Below are 21204 nucleotides of genomic sequence, written 5' to 3' on the forward strand. Positions count from 1 at the left end.
GGTAGTACGCCTTTGCTTGTCTCCACTGTGCTATCTAGCTTATCTATTCGCCCGTCTTCGCCAGGGCATGGCACCCCATAAGCATATGTATTTCTGTGTTACGCCAGCACTTCAAAATCACGTTGTTTTTGCAAAACACTTGACACAGAACCCCCACAGACCGCTTATTGGATAGTGACATACACCACTCATGTATGCAGAACATGCACACCTAAGGAATCCCATGAAAGAATCCTCCTTCCACAAGAAAGCAGCCCAGGGTAGCGCTGCAGCCTTGCTGGGCCTGGCTCTTTCCCTGCCGCTTGTCGCACCCCCGGCGCAGGCATACGACAGCGATCTGGCACCCCAGTCCAGCAACACCGCAGGCAAGGTCAGCGAATCCCTGGCTAATGCAGAGGGCACCGTTGAGGCCTTCGTCCAGTTCCGCGGCACCGGCGCTTTTGAGAGCACCCAGCCCCAGAACGTCCGCTCCGGCCAGCGTGAGCCTGTGAGTGCTCAAGCCCAGGTGAATGCCATTGCCCAGCGCGTTGAGTCGCAGGCCCAGCAGGTTGCCTCACAGGCCGGCGCAGAGATTATCTACACCACCCACAACACCGTACGTGGCACCGCCATCACCGGCGATGCCGAGGCTATCCGAGCCCTGGCAGAGCGTGGCGATGTGGAACGAATCTCCCGCATCATCCCCAAGGAGCGCACCACCACAGGTACAGCCCTCGATACCGAGACGGTCAATACTTGGGTACAGACCGGCAAAACCGGTAAGGACGTTACCATCGCCGTAGTCGATACGGGCATCGACTACACCCACGCCCTTTTTGGCGGCCCCGGCACGATTGATGCCTACGAAGAGGCTATCCGCATGGCTGACTTGCCCGCGGAAGACTCCGGTCTCTACGACCCTGAAAAGTTTGTCGGAGGTTACGACTTCTCGGGCGACAGCTATAACGGCATGAACCGCCCCAAACCCGACACCAACCCCATTGACTGCTCTTTTGCAGGCCACGGAACCCACGTCGCCGGTAGCGCCGCAGGCTACGGCATCAACGCCGACGGCAGCACCTTCGAGGGCGACTACACCACCCTGCAGCCTGAAGACGTCAAGGACATGCTCATCGGCCCGGGCTCAGCCCCCGAAGCTAAACTTCTAGGCTTCCGAGTATTCGGCTGCTCCGGCTCAACCTCCCTGACCGGTCAGGCTCTCGACCGCGCCCTCGACCCCAACGGTGACGGCGATTTCTCCGACAAGGCAGACATCGTCAACCTCTCCCTGGGCACCGACTTCGGCCCGGCCGACGACCCCGAAAACGCAATGATGGACGCCCTGTACCGCAACGGCGTCCTGGCTGTCACCGCAGCCGGTAACGCCAACAACAACCAGGGCGTTGGCGACACCTACAACATCCTGGGCAACCCCGCCAATAACGTAGCTTCACTGGCGGTTGCCAACTCCGTAGGCACCTACTCCTACGGCGACGGCGCCGAAATTATCGCCCCCGAAGGCCTCGCCGGCAAGGTCGTTGGCGATTACAGCGTCAACTTTAACTACGCTGACGCCACCGAAGAGCGCCTCACCGGCGAAATTGTCATGACCACTCCCGAAAACCCCTACGCCTGCGACGCCTACCCAGAAGACGTTGATTTTGAAGGTAAGTGGGTCTTCATCGACTGGGCAGACTCCCCCACCACCTTCCCCTGCGGCTCAGCCGTGCGATTCAACAACATCGCTAAGGCTGGCGGTGCAGGCGTCGTCCTCGCCTCCCGCGTCAAGGACGAGACCACCGGCATCGCGGGCAACAACACTATCCCCGGCGTCCGCCTGACCGTGGACGATGCCACGAAGGTGCGCGCAGCCGTGGCAGCAGGCGAGAACGTCACCATCCGCCTCAATGCAGACTGGATTGGTAACACCGTCAAGGAAACCGGCGCACTCGATACCCTGAACACCTCGACCTCCCGCGGCCAGCACGGCAGCAAGGGCTTTACCAAGCCGGACGTCGCAGCCCCCGGAACCTCCATCCGTTCAGCTGCCGCAGGTGGCGGCACCCTTCATGCCACCATGACCGGCACCTCGATGGCAGCTCCTCACGTTGCTGGTATTGCTGCACTGGTTGCTGAGGCACACCCTGACTACGGCCCTGCCGACATCAAGGCCGCCATCATGAACACCGCTGTTCACGATCTGCGCGACGCTGAGGGCGACATCTTCACCGTGGAGCGCGTGGGCTCAGGCCGCGTAGACGCCTACAAGGCCGTCAATACTGACGTCCTGCTCTACAACGCAGACCGCAAGGAACAGGTATCCAGCAGCTTCGGCGTAGTTGAGGTTGCCCCGGGTGATACCCAGACCCTCACCCGGAGCTTCATCGTAGAGAATCGTGGCGATACCACCCGCACGTTCAAGGTCGGCTTCACCGGGAGCAACACCCTGCAGGGCGTAAGCATCTCTGCCCCCGAAACCGTCACCGTGGCCCCGGGTGCTACTGCAGGTATCCCCGTCACCGTTACTATCAACGGCTCAGAGCTGGCCAAGGACCTTGACCAGAGCACCTTAGCCACCCACTACTCGGGTGATTTGAAGACTGACATTGCCCGTCAGTACATTGCCTCCCTCTCTAGCCGCCTCACCCTGACCGACGGCGACGAGCAGCTGCGTGCCCCCGTGCAGGTAGCTCCCAAGCCCGTTGCTAATATGAGCGTCGATGGCAATATCAACTTTGAACCCTTCGAAGAAACTGCACCGGTTACCCTCAAGGGCACCGAGCTCAACCAGGGTAACTACGTCTCTGCGGTAGCAGGTTTTGAGCTGGGCTACTCAAGCCCCCGCCAGCAGACCAGCACCCTCGGTGTACCTTCTGCCCAGGCTGGCGACCTGCAGTACGTAGGTGCCAACAGCAACTACGCCTACCAGCTCTACACCGATACCACCGACCAGGACACCTACCTGAGCTTTGGTATCTCAACCTGGGCTAACTGGGAATCACTTACGCCGGCACTTACCTTCAATATCGAGGTAGACACCAACGGTGACGGCGGTGCCGAATACCTGATTGTCACCCAGCGCCTCCCCGGCGTGGATTACCCGGTAGCAGTGGTCTACGGCAGCAACGGTTGGAGCCGCAAGATCGTAGATATCGTCCCCATCAACGGTGTATGGGGTGATGTTGATACCAACATCATGGATAACAACGCCATGGTCATTCCTATCTCACTGACCAAGCTCGGCATCACCAAGGACTCCCTGAAGTCACTGCGCTACCTGGTATATACCGTAGCTGCAGGCCACGACACCCTTGTAGATACCACCGGCTGGATTTCCTACAACCCCTTTGTGCCCGATCTGGCGTTTGGCTCTGATCAGCAGATTGGCCCCGGTCTCTACGTAGACTCCCCCGATAACGAAATCACCGCCTACCGCGGCACCGACAATAAGGCCCAGGGCCTCTTCTTGCACCTGCACAACGCCACCGGCGACCTGAGCGGCATCAAGAAGGGCGAGGACGGCGGACGCGCCGAAATCGTGAACGCCGGCAGCGCGGCCCCTGTCCAGGTGAATGCACCGCGTTTTACCGACGTCCAACCTGGTGATCTCTTCTATGAAGAAATTTCATGGCTAGCCCAGCGTGGCATTAGCCGCGGCTGGTCAGACGGCACCTTCCGCCCTCAGGAAGAAGTAAAACGCGATGCAATGGCAGCATTCTTCTACCGCCTCGCAGGGTCACCCCAGTACACCGCACCGACGGTCTCACCCTTTACCGATGTGCCCACCGATCATACTTTCTACAAGGAAATCGCTTGGATGCACTCCATGGGTATCACCACCGGTTGGCCTGATGGTACTTACCGCCCCGATGCACCCGTCAATCGAGATGCGATGGCTGCCTTCTTCTATCGCTACGCAGGTTCACCGGACTTCACTGCTCCCGCTGAATCTCCCTTCGTTGACGTAAGCTCAGCAGATATTTTCCACAAGGAGATTCTCTGGCTACAGTCAACCGGCATCACCTATGGCTGGGAGGACGGCACCTACCGTCCATACACCCCCATCAAGCGTGGTGCGATGGCAGCATTCCTCTACCGCTACGACCAGAGCGTCCTGGCTAAAAAGAGGTAAACCTGTAGCAGAAGGTTCGCACTGAGTCGGATCCTCTCACTAGCGACCCCTATACGTTCTACTGATTACCCCAGTAAAACGATAGGGGTCGCTCACTATCTGTCCAGTTAATTCCGTACACATTATGAGAAACCCCTTGACAGAGACCCACCTCACAACGGTTAGATAGATAATGACACTCACCACCCGTGGGCGTTAATACACACACCCTAAGGAAACCCATGAAGAAGAATCCTATGCGACGGAAGGCCGCACAAGGCAGTGCAGCTGCCCTGCTTGGTCTCGCGCTTTCCTTGCCTATGGCCGCTCCACCGGCCCAGGCATACGATGTAGACCTCAACCCTTCAACCCAAGCTAACGATGTCACCAGCAAAATTGGGGGCTCACTGGCAGAGGCTGAAGGCACAGTTGAGGTCTTCGTTCAGTTCCGAGGAAATGGCGCCTACGAAAGCACCCAGCCCCGCAGCGTCCTTTCTGGCGAAAGCGATCCTGTGCAGGCCCAAGCCCAGGTTGAAGCCATCGCCCAGCGTGTAGAATCCCAGACCCAGCAGGTCGCCACCCAGGCTAATGCAGAGGTCATCTACACCACCCACAACGTCCTGCGAGGAACCGCTCTGCGCGGTGACGCCGAAGAGCTCCGCGCGCTGGCCCAGCGTAGCGACGTTGTTCGCATCTCCCGCATCGTCCCCAAGGAACGCACCAACGGCGGTACCGCTATCACCACCGAGGCCCTCAACACCTGGGTACAGACCGGCAAGACCGGTAAGGACGTCACCATCGCCGTCATCGACTCCGGTGTGGACTACACCCACGCAGCGTTTGGTGGCCCCGGCACCGTTGAAGCCTACAATGAAGCTAAGGCCTCAACCGATATGCCCGCTGCAGACAGTGGCCTCTACGATCCCGAAAAGTTCGTCGGTGGCTACGACCTAGCCGGTGACGACTACCTCGGCTCTAACGCACCGAAGCCCGATAACAACCCCCTTGACTGCACCGCCAACGGCCACGGCACCCACGTGGCAGGTAGCGCTGCGGGCTTTGCCGTCAATGCAGATGGCAGCACCTTCCGCGGTGACTACACCAAGCTCACCCAGGACGATGTTCTGGGTATGAAGATTGGCCCGGGTGCAGCTCCCGAAGCTAAGGTCGTCGGCCTGCGTGTCTTCGGCTGTGACGGTAGCACCAACCTCACCGGTCAAGCCCTCGACCGCGCCCTCGACCCCAACGGCGACGGCGATTTCTCCGACAAGGCAGACATTGTCAATCTCTCCCTGGGTGCTGACTTCGGAGCGGTAGATGACCCCGAAAACTACATTATTGACTCCCTCTACCGCCAGGGTGTTCTCTCGGTTATTGCAGCCGGTAACGCCAACAGCTACCAGGGCCAGGGCGATACCTACTCAATCCTGGGTACTCCCGGTAACACCATCTCAGCTCTGACCGTAGCTAACTCCATCGGAACCTATGCCTACGCTGACAAGGCCGAGATTCTTTCCCCTGCCAATATCGCTGGCCCCGTCCAGGGCGACTACAGCATCAGCTTCAACTACGCTGCAGCATCTGAGGACCAGCTCACCGGTGAAGTTGTCATGGCCCCCGAAAACAACCGCTACGGTTGTGAAGCTTTCCCCGCGGGAACCGACTTCAACGGCAAGTGGGTCTGGATTGACTGGGCCGAAGACCTCGAAGGTAACTTCCCCTGTGGCTCCGCCGTCCGCTTCAACAACATTGAGAAGGCCGGTGGCGCAGGTGTTGTCCTCGCGTCCAAGGTACTGAAGGAAACCTCAGGTATCGCCGGTAACTCAACCATCCCCGGCATCCGCCTGACCGTAGCAGATGCCGAGAAGGCTCTGCCTGCCGCCCAGGCCGGTACCCTGCGTATCAAGCTGGATTCTGACTGGATCGGCAAGACCGTCTTTGAGACCGGCGCGCTCGACACCCTCAACTCATCAAGCGGCCGTGGTCAGTTTGGTGTAAACGGCTTCACTAAGCCCGACGTCGCTGCTCCCGGTACCTCCATCAGCTCCGCTGGTGTTGGTCTGGGCTCTGACCCGATGATTATGACCGGCACCTCAATGTCATCTCCCCACGTTGCAGGTATCGCAGCCCTTGTGCTGGAGGCCCACCAGAATTACGGCCCTGCCGAAATCAAGGCCGCCATCATGAACACCGCTAACCACGATCTGGTTACCGATGAAGGCAATATCTACTCTGTTGAACGAGTTGGCTCGGGCCGTGTTGACGCCCTGGCTGCCGTCAACACCGATGTTCTGGTCTACAACTCCAACCGCCCCGAGCAGGTCTCAACCAGCTTCGGTGCACCCGAAGTTCCCGTAGGTGAGTCTCTCACCATCTCCCGTAACGTCACCGTTGAGAACTACTCCGACCGTGAGCGTACCTTCAAGGTAGCCCTGGCCGATAGCTCCACCGTAACCGGCGCGACCATCAGTGCCCCCAGCACCGTCACCGTTCCTGCCGGTGGCCAGGCTGAAATCACTCTCACCGCAACCCTTGACGGTTCCCAGCTCGCTAAGGATCGTGACCCCGCGGCTCTCGAAACCCATAAGGAAATTGCCCGCCAGTACCTGGCAACCGTTTCTTCACGTCTGATTCTGACCGAGGGCGATACTCAGCTGCGCGTACCTGTTCAGGTAGCTCCCAAGCCCGTTGCCGATATGAAGGTAGCTAACTCAGCTATCGAGTTCGGCCCCGGCTCAAACGCCACCGAAGTCACTCTCTCCGGTACTGAACTCAACCAGGGCGGTTACCGCTCCGCTGTTGGTGCCTTCCAGCTGGGTGTTGAAAGCCCCCGCATTCCCACCAGCTCCCTGGGCAGTGTCTCATCTCAGGTAGCTGACCTCATGTATGCAGGTGCTAACTCAACCGCCCCTGTTCTGGAAGCTCAGGGTGAAGACCCCACTACCGGCTACCTCAACATCGGTATCGCCTCTTGGGCTAACTGGGCAACCATTAACCGCACCTGGTTCTACGAAGTAGACCTCGATGTCAACGGTGACGGCCGCCCTGACTTCTACGCTATTACTACCCGCATCCCGGGTATCGACCTGCCCGTTGTGAACCTCTACAAGCAGGTCAACGGCCAGTGGTCAGTGATTGACTCACAGCCTGTCAACGGCACCTTCGGTGACGTAGACACCAACCTGATGGGCTCCAACACCCTGGTTATGCCTCTTAGCCTGGAGGCTCTGAACCTGACCTCAGCTCAGGCCCAGGCTCTGCGCTACAAGATCTACTCAGGCACCTGGTACCACAACGGTGATATCGAAAGCACTGAATGGGTCAAGTACAACCCCTACGCACCCGCTCTCTACTTCAGCAGCGAGCAGGCTGTGGGTACCTCCCTCTTCGTTGATTCACCGGCCAACACTCTGACTGCCCACCGTGCAGCAGACACCACCGATGCTCGTGCACTCTTCCTGCACATGCACAACGCCACCGGTGACCTGGCAGGCATCAAGGCAGGTGCTCGTGGTGACAAGGCTCAGGTTGTAAACGTTAGCGGTTTGAAGACCCCTAATACCAACAACCCGCGCTTCACCGACGTACCCACTGACCATGTCTTCTACAACGAGATTGCATGGCTGGCTAACCGCGGTATCACCACCGGCTGGTCCGATGGCACCTTCCGCCCCTACGAGCCCGTCAAGCGCGATCAGATGGCAGCCTTCTTCTACCGCATGGCTGGCTCACCTCAGTACACTCCGCCCGCTGTCTCCCCCTTCTCAGACGTACCGACCGATTACGTCTTCTACAAGGAGATTGCTTGGATGGCTGAGCAGGGTATCACCACCGGCTGGCCCGATGGTACCTTCCGCCCCGCTGATCCTGTGAACCGTGACCAGATGGCAGCCTTCTTCTACCGCATGGCTGGCTCACCTGAATACACCGTTCCTGCAAACAGCCCCTTCAAGGATCTTTCAGCAAGCGAGCACGTCTTCTACAAGGAGATTGCTTGGATGGCTGAGCAGGGTATCACCACCGGCTGGCCCGATGGTACCTTCCGCCCCTACGACCCGGTTAACCGCGATCAGATGGCAGCTTTCATCTACCGCTTTGACCAGAAGGTCCTTAACAAGTAATCCGCTTGTGTAAGGAAGGTTAGAAGCGCCCCGACCTCTGTTACAGAGGTCGGGGCGTCTTTCTGTCTGTAGGAGCTGGCAGTAGCATAGAGTCATGCGCGATTTACAGGCTCACATCATTGAAGAACTGGGCGTGAAGCCCTCCATCGACCCGGCTGAGGAGGTGCGCAAGCGCGTCCAATTCCTCGTGGACTACCTCAAAGCCACCGGCACCCGCGGTTTTGTGCTGGGCATTTCGGGCGGGCTGGATTCCACTCTGGCCGGACGCCTGTGCCAGCTGGCTGTGGAGCAGCTGGAACTAGAGGGTGTTGAGGCTGAGTTTATTGCCGTCCGCCTACCCTACAAGGTGCAGGCCGACGAGGACGACGCCCAGGCTGCCCTGCGCTTCATCATGCCCCAGCAGACCGTCACCTACAACATTGCAGAGGCTGTTGACGGCTTCGAGTCCGCTTTTGCTACCGCGACCGGCCGCCCCATCGCTGACTTCAACAAGGGCAACGTGAAGGCCCGTGCCCGCATGATTGCCCAGTACGCCCTGGCGGGTGAGAAGAACCTGCTGGTGGTCGGCACCGATCACGGCGCTGAGGCTGTCACCGGCTTCTTTACCAAGTTCGGTGACGGTGGAGCTGACATCATGCCCCTCTTCGGTCTGAATAAGCGCCAGAACCGGGCTCTGCTCAAGGTTCTGGGGGCTGATACCCGCCTGTGGGAGAAGGTACCCACGGCCGATCTGCTCGACGGTAAGCCCGGCCGCACCGACGAGGACGAACTGGGCGTCACCTACGACCAAATCGACGACTACCTCGAAGGTAAGGACATTGACCCGGCGGCAGCAGAAAACATCGAGGGCAGGTTCTTACGGTCGCGCCATAAGCGCACCACCCCGGTCACGATTTTTGATTCCTGGTATAGGCAGTAAAAACGGCCAGGTGCACCAGGCAGGCGATTGCCAGGCCCAGGGCTAGGCCGCCGACCACGTCGGTAGCCCAGTGCACCCCCCCACATAGATACGGGAAAACCCGATGGTCACCGCGAGGACGCCGAGCCCTACTCCCAGGGCGCGGCGTCCTCGCTGCGTCAGGGCGGGGTAGGCGGTAAGGAAGAGGGCAGCGCAGAAGGCAGCGGTGCTGGTGGAATGCCCCGACGGGAACGAGAAGGTCAGCTCCTCAACGAGGCGGTGCGTGAGGGAGGGACGCGGGCGGTCCACAAGGTTTTTGATGAGGGTGACGGTGAGCGGGGCCAGAATCATGGTTACGCCCAGGGTCGCCAGGGGCCAGGCAGAGCGGTAGCGCCAGATGAAGAACCCCAGAGTCACCAGCACATAGATTGTCATGGGCAGGGTGTTGAAGGCCTGGGTGAGCACCGAGAAAAAGGCATCGAGCGTGCCCGTGCGCCAGGTCAGCGACGCCTGCCAGACGGCGTTATCCACGGGGTTGGTGAGGGACTGCGCGTTGACCAGCCACATTGCCACAAAAACCAGAAGGCCCGTAAGGCTGGCGCGAGCCAGACGGGCCCGGAGCCCCGCCAGCTCGCCGGGGGCAGGAGCAGGCGCGGGGGCGTCCTTGGGAGCAGCGGGCGGACGGACGCGCGCCCCACCGGTACAGGGCGATTCGGGGGTGTGGTTCACGGCTACCTCTCTTCACGGGGCACCCTCTAGATTACCGGCTTGCCCCGGGCTATCCCGTCTAGCTGCTTGCTAGAGAGCCGGGCAAGTAAGCTGGTGCTATGTCTGATACACCCAAAGAGTTTTATCTCGATAAATCCGACCCGGCAGCCTGGGCAGCTTTTGGTGCCCTGAGCAAGCAGGCGGGCGAGTCAGCCCGCGCGGCGGGCCTGGACGACCAGCTCATTGAACTGGTCTGCCTGCGTATCTCGCAGATTAACGGTTGCGCCTACTGCCTGAAGGTGCACACAAAGCGGGCCATTAAGGCGGGGCTAAGTGAGAACCGTCGGGCCCTGGTGAGCGTCTGGGAGGAAAGCAGCGAATACAGCCTCACTGAAAAGGCGGCGCTCTTCCTGGCTGAAACCGTCACGAAGCTCCCCTGCCCCGAGGACCGCGACTTTGCCCGCACCTACGCCCGGGGTGTGCTCACTGATGAGCAGTACAGTGCCGTGCAGTGGCTAGCGATCTCTATGAACGCGGCTAACCGGATTTCGATTATGTCGCAGCACCCGGCCTAGCCACCTGCCCTTATTCAGCAAGTTACACAGGCTCACGCTCGCTGTGAGCCTGCTTCACCTGGTTTTTTGGATAAGTCTCATGAAAGGACTTCCCTATGAACGCAACCCTTGAGAACCCGCTTGTTGCTGAGCGCGACGAGGACGGCCGCGGCGCCTACGAAATCTTTGCCGACAGTTCCGGCAGCCCGGCTGGCTTCACCCAGTTCTTCACCTACACCGAAGGCGGGGGCAAGCAGCGCATCTTCCCCCACACGGTGGTGAAGGAAGAATTCGGCGGGCACGGGCTGGCATCCAAACTCGTCAAAAGTGCCCTCGACCAGGCCATTGAGGCCGGGTACGAACCGGTCATTGTCTGCCCCTACATCAAGGGCTGGGTGGAGAAGCACCCCGACTACGCCGACAAGACCCGCAAGCCCGAACCTGCCCACCTGCGCTTTTTAGCGAAGGCAGTTAAGTAAAGGTAAAGCCCGGTGGTCTTGTGCGCGTCGGCTGGCTCGGGGCTGGCGTTCAGGGTGCCGACGCGCACAAGACTATCGGGCTGTGCCTTCTAGATTCTGTAGAACCCCTCAATCGCGCGGGTCAGGTGGGCCATGTCGGCTACGGTGGTGAGTTCGCGGGCCGAGTGCATGGAGAGCAGGCCGACGCCGACGTCCACGGTGCGCATACCCAGGCGGGTGGCGGTGATGGGACCGATAGTGGAACCGCAGGGCACATTGTTGTTGGAGACGAACTCCTGGTAGGGTACCTCGGCTAGGGCGCATGCCTGGGCGAAGATTCCGGCGCCGACGGCGTCGGTGGCGTAGCGCTGGTTGGCGTTGATTTTGAGCAGGGGCCCGCCGCCGGGCACGGGGCGGACGGTCGGGTCGTGGTGCCCGGCGTAGTTGGGGTGCACCAGGTGGCCGGCGTCTGAGGAGAGGCAGACCGACTCAGAGATGGAGCGGCGGTAGGCTTCGGCGGACTCGCCGCGGGCTTCGGAGAGTCGAACCAGGACGTCCTCGAGGAAGGGCCCGGCAGCTCCGGAGCGCGATTCTGAGCCGATTTCTTCGTGGTCAAAGGCGGCGAGCACGGCGGTCTGGGCCGACTCTACCCCGGCCTCGGCGTAGCGGATGAGGGCGGTGAGGCCGGCGTGGACTGAGCTGAGGTTATCCAGACGCCCGGAGGCAAAGAGTTCATCGTTCTCACCGAAGACGCGGGGTTCGGCGGCGTCGGCGAACATGAGGTCATAGCCCACGATGCTTTCGGGGTCAACGGCCCCGCCCTCAGCGCGTTCGGCCAGGTAGGCCAGCACATCACCGGTGGAGTCACCAAAGCCCCAGACGGGGTAGAGGTTGCCCTGCTTATCAAGTTTGAGACCCTCGTTGGCGGCGCGATCCAGGTGGATGGCGAGCTGGGGGACGCGGGCAATCGGCCCGGTGGCAACCAAGCGAGTTTCGAGCGCTCCGTCCACCAGCACAGTCAGGCGACCGGCCAGGCGCAGTTCGCGGTCCAGCCAGGAGTTGAGCAGAGGGCCACCGTAAACTTCGACCCCCACCTGGTTCCAGGTCAGGGTGCGCACCGAGGACTTAGGCTTGACCTTGAAGCCGGGGGAATCGGTGTGAGCCCCCAGCACCCGGTAGCTTTCATGCTGAGCACTACCGGCCCAGGCGATGATGGCCCCGTCACGCACCACGAAGTGCTTGCCGGTCGCAGCTGAACTGCCCCAGGCGTCCCGCTCGCTCAGCTCGGTGAAGCCGGCAGCGGTCAGGCGGCGGGCGGCCTCGGTCGCCGCGTGGAAGGAGGTGGGGGACGCGGTGACGAAGGCGGCTAAATCATCAATGTTGGTTCGGGCATCGAAGGTCTGTGAAAGAGTCATAGACCACATTTTACCGGACAGGCTGCGACTCTTCAGGGTGGCCTTCCTTGACCCAGACCAGGGCTGGGCGGGTGCGTTCTAGCCCGCGACGGTTCGCCGCCCAGATAACGACCAGCACGAACAGGCCGTTCGATACCAGCGACGAGATGAACATGCCCACGGTAGAGCCCTGCTGCAGGAAGGGGTCGGCCATGCCCAGCACACCGAAGCTCATGGCCAGCAGGTTGTTGACCACGTGTAGGGCGATCGCCGCTTCGAGCCCGCCGGTGCGCCAGGTGATGTACCCTGCGGCCAGGCCCATGACTAGCACAGAGAGCTGACCCCACAGGTCGTAGAGGTGCCCCAGCATAAAGAGCGGGGCCGGAATCACGATGGCCCAGGCGGGGTGTTTCAGCCAGCGGCCGATGGTCTGCATGAGGTAGCCGCGGAAGACCAGTTCTTCTGCGTAAGCCTGTACCGGCACCACCAGGGCGATAGCGACCAACATAGCAATGAGGCCGCTCACCGGCAGGGTCGTGCTGGGAACGTAGCGAGCCCCCAGGGCCGCATCAAAGGCGAGGGGCAGGGCCACAATGAGCAGGGCGGCTATCCCAAAGCAGGTAGCCAGCCAGCCCCAGCGCATACGCCCGGCGACCGAGTGAATCAGACCCCAGGGCTTGGGCCCCAGAATCAGGCGGGCAACCCAGAGGGCGGGGAACATGAGGGCTACAGACCCGAATAGGAAGACGAAAGTGGCGGGGCTCCGCAGGGCCTCTTGTTCAAGGATTCCCGGGCTCGCAGCGAGGATGAGGTAGCTGGGGTCAGCGGGTAGGGCGGGGTCAAGGCCCAGCAGGAGCACGAAGAAGAAGGCGACAACCAGCAGCAGGGAGAGCACCAGGTAGAGTGGCACCCCGATGACAGCTTCGACCAGGGGCTTCCACCAGGCACCTTTAGGGTCGGCGTGGGAGAGCCGGTGGTAGCCCAGATTCTGCTTCTCCTGCCGATAGCCGGGGCGCCAGCCGACCGGTGGCAGGGGCACCGGGTTGGGGTGGGTTGCTAGCGGGTGGGGCACCTGCCCCTGCGGGTGGGCGGACGCCGCCCCGTAGCCCGGTGCCGCAGCCTGCGGTGGGTTGGGGGCGGGTGTCTGCCAGGGAATACGGGGCTCGTTGGGTGTGCTCATGCCTCTACCCTAGCGAAACCCGCCCTACCCCGCGCAAGGGGAGGGCGGGCGTCCGCGTCATAATTCGTGCCCCGGGGGCTAGCTGGCGAGCGCCCGCCGGTAGCGCACCGCAACCGCGACCCAGAGCAGCACCGCTGCGGTGAGGCAGATGATGGGGGCAGAGGACGCCGCCAGGGCAGCCTGGCTGAGCTCGTCGAGGTTGTGGGTGGTGGGGTCCAGGCGAATGCCAATGCGCATGGGCCCGTAGATGAGCCCGGCGAAGCCGATGACCGTTAGGGCACCGGCCAGTAGGCGGACAGCGCGGGGGGCGAGGGTGAAGAAGGTGGGGAAGGCGTCCAGCCAGAAGGCGGCAATCAGCAGGGGTAGCCATATGTTGTGGTGGGACCAAGAAATGGGCGACATGGCCATCATGAGAAACCCGTTGAGGGCTATCTGGGAGAGCACCATGCCGCGGCGGTGCAGCACCGGAATGAGGTAGGCTACGCCCACCAGCAGGGCCAGAATAAGGCCGTAGCGCAACGCCAAGAGCAGCGGCTCCTCAGCAAGCCCCAGGTGCAGAAGCCAGCCCAGGGTGGAGATGTTATCGACATAGGCGATGTTGCCCACGCGGGAGGGGTCTGAGATGGCGAAGAACCAGAATTCGCGGGCGGTGGCGGGCATGAAGATGAACCCTGCAGCGACCGTGGCTGCGAAGGTGGCGCCCAGGGTGAACACCCCCTTGATGTCCCGGCGCATGAGCAGGATTAGGCCGAAGGCTAGCGGGGTGAGTTTGATACCGCCAGCGATACCGATGAGCACCCCGCGGGGCACCCGGGTGGCTGGGCGGAGCAGGTCGATGAGCACCAGCAACAGGATCAGGGCATTGATTTGGGCTAGGCCAATACCGCGGTCCCAGGGGCTGAACATGGTGATGCAGGTAGCCATCACTACAACCGTTGAGCGGCTACCCAGCAGGGCCTCGCCGGGCACGGTGATACCGCGAGCGCGCGCGTGGTTGAGAATCAGCACCGAGATCCAGAGGGCTGCTAGGACGGCCAGGAGGGTCATGACCCCGGCGCCGGCCCAGAGGGGCAGGAAGGCGAAGGGGGCGAAGACCATGACCGCAAAGGGCGGGTAGGTGAAGGGCAGGGTGATGGGCTGCCCGTCTTCGAGGTAGTAGTTGTAGAGGGTTTTGCCGGGGTAGAGGTCGCCGAAGACTACGCCTGCGCCGGTGCGGTAGACCTCGAAGTCTTGGCCGTTGAGGATCATGGAGTGGCGGATGTGCCACTGCATGACCGCTATGAAGAAGATGCCGGTGAGGGCCGGCCAGATGATGTGCCGGGCGGGCAGGCGGGTGGTGAGGCTGAAGAGGGGCACCTGGGGCTACTTTTCGGTGGGGGTTGCGGCGTCCCGATCTGCGGTCTTGCGGACGGCTACCAGGTTGGTGCCGCGCTTGGTTTTGGCGCGGCCGGGTAGGCGTTTGGCAGGACGCTCCTCGGCGGCTTTCTTGGGCAGGGCGGCGATGCGCAGGGCGAGTTCGAGAACGAGCAGGCCGAGGGCTGCGTAGAAGACGTAGTAGGAGGGGTAGAAGTAGTAGAGGCTGGCGCTCCACCCGGCGATGGTGGCGCCCAGGGCTACGACGGCGAGGGCGGCGATGATGATGTGGGCGAGGGGGAAGGCGCCGTTGTTTTCTTTGTTGCGCCAGGTGATGTAGATGGCCATGAGTGCAAAGAGCACGGGGAAGAAGATTTGACCGGAGAGGGCCATGGTGTCTTCGGTGTAGCGGAAGATACCGAGGGCCTGGACGATGGCGGTGGCGGCAAGGATGAGGGAAGCAGGCAGTGTTTTCACGGGAAACCAGTCTACCGGCTAGGCGGTGATGAAGTAGGTGATGGCGCAGATAGTGAAGATGGTGCCGGTGGTGAGGGCTGCGGCGAGTTCGATGAGGATGCCGATGCCCATTGATTTGAGGGCGGCCAGGGTGCTGCGTGCTGAGGTGGCGATATCGCCCTGGCTGCGCACGGTTTCGCTGAGCAGCAGGGCTACCGCGAAGCCGACGAAGAGGCCGACGACGGGGATTACGAACATGCCGATTACCGCGCCGAGCACGCCCCAGAGAATAGAGCGGTTGGGAATGGCTCGCTGTTTGAGGGTCTTGCCGGTGAGGAGAGCCTGGGCGGCCATGCCCGCAATCATGATGGGAAGGCCTAGGCCGAGGAGCCACCAGCCTTCCGGCCCGTGCAGGGTAAGCCCCCAGAGCAGCACGCCGCCGAGCACGGCGAAGGAGCCGGGCAGGATGGGGTAGACGATACCGACAATACCGACGGCAATGAGGACGACGGCGATAAGGGTCATCACGATAGCTAGGGTCATACTGTTCAGTTTACCGGTGCGGTTACTGGCAAGCATTGGGCATGCCGAAGCCTATTGGCCGGGGCTGGCGTGAATTGCGACGAGCCCCCAGGCGAGGAGCAAGAGGGTCGATAGGCAGAGGTATGCCCAATGCTTAGCTATCTCATCGTAAAACCACACTGATATAATCAGCATTACGCATACAAGTTTTGGAGTAGAGATGCCAGATAAGGACGCCGCCCCCCGCCCCGGTTACCGCGAGCAGCTGACTCTGGGGGCGCGTCCGCTCGATGCCCCCGGTGCACCTATTACCGACCGGCAGGCCCGCGATATCGCCACCGGCCGCCGCACCTGGCACCGCAGGGCTTCTAAACCGGTGTCCCTGTGGATGTTTGCCCTGTTCATTGTGCTCATGACCCACCGGTGGATTCCAGAGTCCCTTTGGCTGATGGTTCACATGGTCACCCTGGGTCTCATCACCAACTCGATTCTGGTGTGGTCCCAGCACTTCACCGAGGCCCTGCTCAAGCACAAGCTCCCCGACACTGCCCGACCGGTGCAGCTAGTCCGTATCTATGCCCTCAACGCCTCGATGGTGGTGCTGATGGTGGGTGTGGTCTTTTCTCTCTACCCGCTGACGGTGCTCGGCTCGGTGGGCGTGGGCGCTGCGGTGACCTGGCACGGGGTTGCCCTGCTGCAGCAGATGCATGCTGCCCTACCTGCCCGCTTTGGGGTGACGATTCGCTACTACATTGCGGCCTCCTGGCTTCTGCCGGTGGGCGCTACTTTTGGTGCCCTGCTGGCCTATGACGGGCTGAGTGCCACCTGGCACGGCCGTCTCCTACTGGCCCACGAGGCTATCAACGTTCTGGGCTTTGTGGGTGTCACGGTAGTGGGCACCCTGATGACCCTCTGGCCGACCATGCTGCGCACGGTCATGGTGCCGGACGCCGTCGTCCGCTCCGCCCGCGCCCTGGCAGGCCTGTGCGCGGGGTTGGGGCTCACTGTGGCAGGTGCCCTGGCAGGTCTCACCTGGCTGGCTGTTGCCGGCCTGCTGCTCTACGCCGGTGCCCTGGGGCTAGTTCTTACCCTCATGGTGCGCACCGCTGCCGCCAAGAAGCCTGCCGACTACGCGACCTTCTCGGTAGCTGCCGGCATGGTCTGGCTGACCGCGGGCGTCCTTTTCTCTGCCTACCTGGTCGCTATCTCCCCCTTTGACTCCCTGACCCTGCGCCAGGTCACCCCTATTTTTGTTGCCGGTTTTCTAGCCCAGACCCTGCTGGGTGCCATGACCTACCTACTGCCTGCCCGTATGGGCGGCGGCCCCAAGGCCGTCCGCGCCGCAAACAAGGAGTTCAACCGCTTCGCGGCGGGCCGCGCCGTCATGGTCAACCTCTCCCTGCTCATCTTCATCCTGCCGGTTTCCCTCACCGGCTCTTGGGTGCGCACCGGCGCCTCCCTGCTCGGAGCCTTTACCCTCTTCGCCTTCATCCCCCTCATGATGCGCGGGGTGCGGGCCTCCGTCAGTGCGCGCAAGGCCATGATTCAGGCCCGGGCCCGCGGCGAGGCACCCACCCCCGACCCCGAGGCGCTCACACCGACTCCCGTACCCCACCTGCGCAATGCCCTCATCGGTGCCCTGGCTGTTGCTCTGATCGTAGCCCTAGTGGTCGCAGTTGACCCGGCGGCCCGCGCCCGACTTGCCGCGCCCACATCCGCCGGGATTGCCACCGGCCAAACCACCACCCTGGCCGTCGAAGCCACCGCCGACATGCGCTTTACCCCCGACACCGCAGAGGTGCCGGTGGGCAACCGCCTGATCATTGAGGTCACCAACACCGACGCCAAGAACGCCCACGACCTAACCTTCTCCAACGGAACCTCCACCGGCCGCATCGACCCCGGGGCAACCAAGAGCGTGGACGTCGGCATCATCACCGGTGACCTAGAGGGCTGGTGCTCGGTGGTCGGGCACAAAGCTATGGGCATGACCTTCATGGTGGTAGCAAGCGGGGCGGACGCCGCCCAGGCGGGCACCAGCGCCGCCGACAGTTCAGCCCACGCCGGGCACAGCACCGGCGGGTCGACCGACTCGGTACTAGCCCCCACCGATATTGACCTGCAGGGCGATATCTCGGATAGCTACCAGACCCGTGATGCTGCCCTGGCTCCCGTAGCCGACGGTGAAAGCATCGACGGCCGCACCGTGCACCGCCAGACCCTGGATGTGCAGGAACTCCCCCGCGAAATCGCCCCCGGGGTCAATCTCAACGCCTGGACCTTCAACGGCTCCTACATGGGCCCCACCCTGCGCGGGCGCGTGGGCGATATTTTTGAAATTACACTCGTCAACAACGGGAGCATGGGGCACTCGGTAGACTTCCACGCCGGAACCGTCTCCCCCGACGAGGTTATGCGCACCATCGCCCCCGGTGAATCCCTCACCTACCGCTTTGAAGCCGTGCGCTCGGGCATCTGGCTCTACCACTGCTCCACCATGCCCATGAGCACCCACCTGGCAACGGGAATGTTTGGGGCTGTCATTATCGACCCGGTTGACCTGCCCCAGGTCGACCGCGAATACCTGCTGGTGCAGTCAGAGGTAGCCCTCACCGAAACCACGAGCACCCAAACCTCCGCCGCCAACCCGGGCGAGGGCGTCCTCACCGACATCTCCCCCGAAGGCCTCGCCGCTGGCACCCCAACCCTCACCCTCTTCAACGGCCACGCCACCCAGTACCTACGCGACCCCCTCACCGCCCGCGTCGGCGAGCGCGTGCGCATCTGGGTGCTCAACGCCGGGCCCAACGGGGAGCTGAGCTTCCATGTGGTGGGCAGCCAGTTCGACACGGTCTACAAGGAAGGCGGCTACCTGCTACAGAACGGCGTAGACGCATTTGGCTCCAGCGGGGGCGGCGCCCAAGCCCTCGACCTTTCAGCCGCCCAGGGCGGCTTCGTCGAAATGGTCTTTACCGAACCGGGCACCTACACCTTCGTCAACCACAACTTTGCCGCCGCCGAACGCGGGGCCCGCGGGCAGATTGTCGTCACCGGCAACTAGAGCAGGTCGGGCAGCGCGGACGCCAGTGGCAGGCAACGCCGGGCAGGAGCCGCCTGCCGGGTTGAGTGCATCACCTTGGGGCGTGTACGGCAGGTGAGCACCTGACGGGCAAGAGGGTTATCCAGTAGTCTTGACCTGATGACAAGTGAACGCCCCAAGCCCAATCTTGCCCTGCGCATCGGCGCGGGGCTGGTCGCGCACTGGCAGATTGTGGCATCGGCGGTGCTGATGTCGGCCGGTGTCGTGGGGCTTTCTGCTACCTACGAGGACTACTGCGGGCAGACCGACCTGACCTACGCCCCCACAGAACTACGGGACGACATTGAAGCTGCCGCCCAGGTTTCCGGTTTCCGCGCAGGCGTGCTGGCAGCCCAGCTCGAAACCGAATCAGGCTGGGTCACCACCGCCCAGTCCCACGCAGGCGCTCACGGTCTAGCCCAGTTCACCCAAGACACCTGGGACATCTGGGGCGAGGGCGATATCAACAGCCCCGAAGACTCCATCGCCGCCCAGGGCCGCTACCTGGCCTACCTTTCCGAGCGCCTAGCCCCCTATGTAACGGATGAAGCCTCGCTTCAGGATATTGTTCTAGCTGGCTACAACGCCGGGCCCGGTGCAGTCGAGGAATACGGCGGCATCCCACCCTACTTTGAGACCCAGAACTACGTGGTCAAAATTGACGAGCTCGCCGCCACTAAATACGCGGTCACCTGCGCGCCTGACCCCGAGTTCAAGCAGGCTACCCTGGTGCGCTAGGAGAGCCGTAAAATACATATGGGGCTCAGCAAAAGGTTCTGCAGGCTCACGCTTGCTGCCGACCCTCTCGCCCGGTTCGCTAGCGCTCACAAGGCGATTCATGCCAGCCCCATGCCAGCAGCTTCGCTGCGAGCCTGCTTCACCAAAACCCTCAGGAGGCCCCTATGACCGCTTCGTCCGTTCCCTCAGATCAGCTCTTCCCGCAGGGCAAGCCCGCCCCTGCCGGTTCTTTCACCGGCCAAGTATATATGCACCCGCTGGCACCCAGCAGCCAGCTCCAGTCGCTTGCCGTCACTTTCGAGACTGAAGCCCGCACCAACTGGCACACCCACGACGTTGGCCAGCTCATCGTGGTGACCTCAGGCATCTGCGTCTACCAGCTCGAAGGCCAGGAACCCCAAACCCTCAAGCCCGGTGAAGCTTTCTTCTTCGAACCCGGCGTCAACCACTGGCACGGGGCCACCAGCGACGGGCCCATGACCCACATCGCCGTCACCCCCTTCAACGAGGACGGCGAATTCGTCAACTGGGGCGCCCCCGTCGACGACGCCACCTACACCGGATAAAAGAGCGAAGGCAGCCACAGACTATCCGGGTAGCAGTTTGGCTGCCCGGATAAGCGGCTGCTACTGGCTCCCCCCCTACCTCATGACAACCTTCACCGAGGAGTACCCAGCCACTGGAAACTGAGCGTTCTCAGTAGACTCGACTGTGATTGACTCCGTCGCCGCAAGTAACTCTTCAACCAGAATGCGCAACTCTAACCGAGCTAGCGGAGCCCCCGGGCACACGTGAATTCCCGCGCCATAGGTCAGGTTCATCGACTGATCACGATCAGGACGGTAGTCCAGGGCGTCCTCAAAAGCGTCCTCATCCCGGTTCGCCGACGTCCAGTTGATGGTCACCGGGCATCCAGCAGGAATCGTACGACCGCCCACCTCAACATCTGCAGTTGTCACACGGCGGTTAGCGACAAGGGGATCTTCCAAGCGTAAAATCTCTTCAACAGCATGACCAATATGTTCAGGGCACTGCCGCAAACGGTTAGCCTCGTTCGGATTCTTACCTAAAAAGTTCACGATGACCCCCACGATGGCCGAAACCGTCGACAGCTCACCCACAGTCCAGTTTCGGATAAGGGAGACAATCTCTTCGTCCGTCATAACACGAGGCTGTTCCCCCGGCAGTTCAACAAGGTCCTGCAGAAGCTCGGCTGTAACATCCTGAATTTCATGGTTCGCCCGCCGTTCATTCAGAAGGTCGCGAATGTAGCCGTCAAATTCTAAAGCAACTGCAGCGATTTCAGCACGGTCACGCTTGAGGGTGGCCGACCGATTCTTGTTCATCCAGGCAATCAGAGCTTCTTCAAGACTCTCTGGCCACCCCATAAAAGCATTTTGCACGCGCATGGCGTAGCGGGTGGCGAACTCCCCCATGATGTCAACCGTCTCACCACGAGGAGTATCACGAACAAGCTGCCGCACCACTTCACGAATCTGCGGCTCAAAAGCCTGCATACGCTCTGGGGTGAAGTACTTATCGTTGATAGCCCTAAAAGCAGTGTGTTCAGGTGGGACTGTCAGGAAAACGGTGTAAACCCTCCCAACCCCAACAGGAGAAAATAACACCATGACAACAGAACACCAACTCGCC

General features: G+C 61.7%; 15 protein-coding genes. 8 read left to right on the plus strand and 7 right to left on the minus strand.

From position 1 onward, the window contains the following. The first annotated feature begins 223 nt into the window (after positions 1-223). The 3 genes from ACFP6B_RS00725 (at position 224) to nadE (ending at position 9130) form a co-directional block, all read left to right on the plus strand. Positions 224-4111 (plus strand): S8 family serine peptidase, encoded by a 3888-nt coding sequence (locus ACFP6B_RS00725; protein ID WP_377125507.1) that lies wholly within the window; start codon positions 224-226, stop codon positions 4109-4111. Between the two features lie 221 nt (positions 4112-4332). After that, positions 4333-8211 carry a S8 family serine peptidase gene (locus tag ACFP6B_RS00730; RefSeq protein WP_377125510.1) on the plus strand — a complete coding sequence of 1293 codons (3879 nt, stop codon included), beginning with the start codon at positions 4333-4335 and terminating at the stop codon, positions 8209-8211. A 94-nt stretch (positions 8212-8305) separates the two neighbouring features. Then, positions 8306-9130 carry an ammonia-dependent NAD(+) synthetase gene (nadE, locus tag ACFP6B_RS00735; RefSeq protein ID WP_237242648.1) on the plus strand — a complete coding sequence of 275 codons (825 nt, stop codon included), beginning with the start codon at positions 8306-8308 and terminating at the stop codon, positions 9128-9130. Between the two features lie 42 nt (positions 9131-9172). Here the strand turns inward: nadE and ACFP6B_RS00740 are convergent, their stop codons facing one another. Then, a complete protein-coding gene (locus tag ACFP6B_RS00740) occupies positions 9173-9838 on the minus strand; it encodes a phosphatase PAP2 family protein (RefSeq protein ID WP_377125514.1) in 666 nt (221 codons plus the stop codon). Positions 9839-9936: 98 nt separating this feature from the next. Here ACFP6B_RS00740 and ACFP6B_RS00745 point away from each other — a divergent pair, with 98 nt between their 5' ends. Next, the gene (locus ACFP6B_RS00745) at positions 9937-10392 is read left to right on the plus strand and encodes a carboxymuconolactone decarboxylase family protein (protein WP_237186266.1); all 456 of its coding nucleotides are present in this window, start codon (positions 9937-9939) and stop codon (positions 10390-10392) included. A gap of 95 nt (positions 10393-10487) precedes the next feature. After that, positions 10488-10850 (plus strand): GNAT family N-acetyltransferase, encoded by a 363-nt coding sequence (locus ACFP6B_RS00750; RefSeq protein ID WP_237186268.1) that lies wholly within the window; start codon positions 10488-10490, stop codon positions 10848-10850. A gap of 89 nt (positions 10851-10939) precedes the next feature. Here ACFP6B_RS00750 and ACFP6B_RS00755 read toward each other — a convergent pair whose 3' ends face one another. From ACFP6B_RS00755 to ACFP6B_RS00775, 5 genes are all read right to left on the minus strand, one after another. Continuing rightward, complete coding sequence (locus tag ACFP6B_RS00755) at positions 10940-12244, minus strand: M18 family aminopeptidase (RefSeq protein WP_377125518.1); 1305 nt, start codon at positions 12242-12244, stop codon at positions 10940-10942. A gap of 10 nt (positions 12245-12254) precedes the next feature. After that, positions 12255-13403: a CPBP family intramembrane glutamic endopeptidase gene (locus ACFP6B_RS00760; RefSeq protein ID WP_377125521.1), complete on the minus strand. Its 1149-nt coding sequence runs from the start codon at positions 13401-13403 to the stop codon at positions 12255-12257. A gap of 78 nt (positions 13404-13481) precedes the next feature. Beyond that, positions 13482-14759, minus strand: a complete 1278-nt coding sequence (locus ACFP6B_RS00765; protein ID WP_377125524.1) for a glycosyltransferase 87 family protein — start codon at positions 14757-14759, stop codon at positions 13482-13484. Between the two features lie 6 nt (positions 14760-14765). Then, complete coding sequence (locus ACFP6B_RS00770; protein ID WP_237199262.1) at positions 14766-15233, minus strand: hypothetical protein; 468 nt, start codon at positions 15231-15233, stop codon at positions 14766-14768. Positions 15234-15251: 18 nt separating this feature from the next. After that, positions 15252-15755 carry a DUF456 domain-containing protein gene (locus ACFP6B_RS00775; protein WP_377125527.1) on the minus strand — a complete coding sequence of 168 codons (504 nt, stop codon included), beginning with the start codon at positions 15753-15755 and terminating at the stop codon, positions 15252-15254. A gap of 199 nt (positions 15756-15954) precedes the next feature. On the opposite strand from ACFP6B_RS00775, the gene ACFP6B_RS00780 reads away from it, so the two are divergent. From ACFP6B_RS00780 to ACFP6B_RS00790, 3 genes are all read left to right on the plus strand, one after another. Continuing rightward, positions 15955-18795, plus strand: coding sequence for a multicopper oxidase domain-containing protein (locus ACFP6B_RS00780; RefSeq protein ID WP_377125530.1), 2841 nt, complete (start codon positions 15955-15957; stop codon positions 18793-18795). Between the two features lie 138 nt (positions 18796-18933). Then, a complete protein-coding gene (locus tag ACFP6B_RS00785) occupies positions 18934-19551 on the plus strand; it encodes a lytic transglycosylase domain-containing protein (RefSeq protein ID WP_377125533.1) in 618 nt (205 codons plus the stop codon). A 164-nt stretch (positions 19552-19715) separates the two neighbouring features. Then, a complete protein-coding gene (locus ACFP6B_RS00790) occupies positions 19716-20117 on the plus strand; it encodes a cupin domain-containing protein (RefSeq protein WP_237196641.1) in 402 nt (133 codons plus the stop codon). Positions 20118-20192: 75 nt separating this feature from the next. On the opposite strand, the gene ACFP6B_RS00795 is transcribed toward ACFP6B_RS00790, so the two are convergent. After that, a partial coding sequence (locus ACFP6B_RS00795) for a cytochrome P450 (RefSeq protein WP_377125536.1) occupies positions 20193-21204 on the minus strand: 1012 nt, incomplete at its 5' end.

This window comes from Rothia nasimurium (assembly GCF_042660305.1).
Lineage (GTDB): Bacteria > Actinomycetota > Actinomycetes > Actinomycetales > Micrococcaceae > Rothia > Rothia nasimurium.

Excerpts from the sequence above, each read along its gene's own strand:
- ACFP6B_RS00725 (WP_377125507.1), top strand. The coding sequence starts at position 224 with ATGAAAGAATCCTCCTTCCACAAGAAAGCAGCCCAGGGTAGCGCTGCA.
- ACFP6B_RS00730 (WP_377125510.1), top strand. The coding sequence starts at position 4,333 with ATGAAGAAGAATCCTATGCGACGGAAGGCCGCACAAGGCAGTGCAGCT.
- nadE (WP_237242648.1), top strand. The coding sequence starts at position 8,306 with ATGCGCGATTTACAGGCTCACATCATTGAAGAACTGGGCGTGAAGCCC.
- ACFP6B_RS00745 (WP_237186266.1), top strand. The coding sequence starts at position 9,937 with ATGTCTGATACACCCAAAGAGTTTTATCTCGATAAATCCGACCCGGCA.
- ACFP6B_RS00750 (WP_237186268.1), top strand. The coding sequence starts at position 10,488 with ATGAACGCAACCCTTGAGAACCCGCTTGTTGCTGAGCGCGACGAGGAC.
- ACFP6B_RS00755 (WP_377125518.1), bottom strand. The coding sequence starts at position 12,244 with ATGACTCTTTCACAGACCTTCGATGCCCGAACCAACATTGATGATTTA.
- ACFP6B_RS00760 (WP_377125521.1), bottom strand. The coding sequence starts at position 13,403 with ATGAGCACACCCAACGAGCCCCGTATTCCCTGGCAGACACCCGCCCCC.
- ACFP6B_RS00775 (WP_377125527.1), bottom strand. The coding sequence starts at position 15,755 with ATGACCCTAGCTATCGTGATGACCCTTATCGCCGTCGTCCTCATTGCC.
- ACFP6B_RS00780 (WP_377125530.1), top strand. The coding sequence starts at position 15,955 with ATGCCAGATAAGGACGCCGCCCCCCGCCCCGGTTACCGCGAGCAGCTG.
- ACFP6B_RS00785 (WP_377125533.1), top strand. The coding sequence starts at position 18,934 with ATGACAAGTGAACGCCCCAAGCCCAATCTTGCCCTGCGCATCGGCGCG.
- ACFP6B_RS00790 (WP_237196641.1), top strand. The coding sequence starts at position 19,716 with ATGACCGCTTCGTCCGTTCCCTCAGATCAGCTCTTCCCGCAGGGCAAG.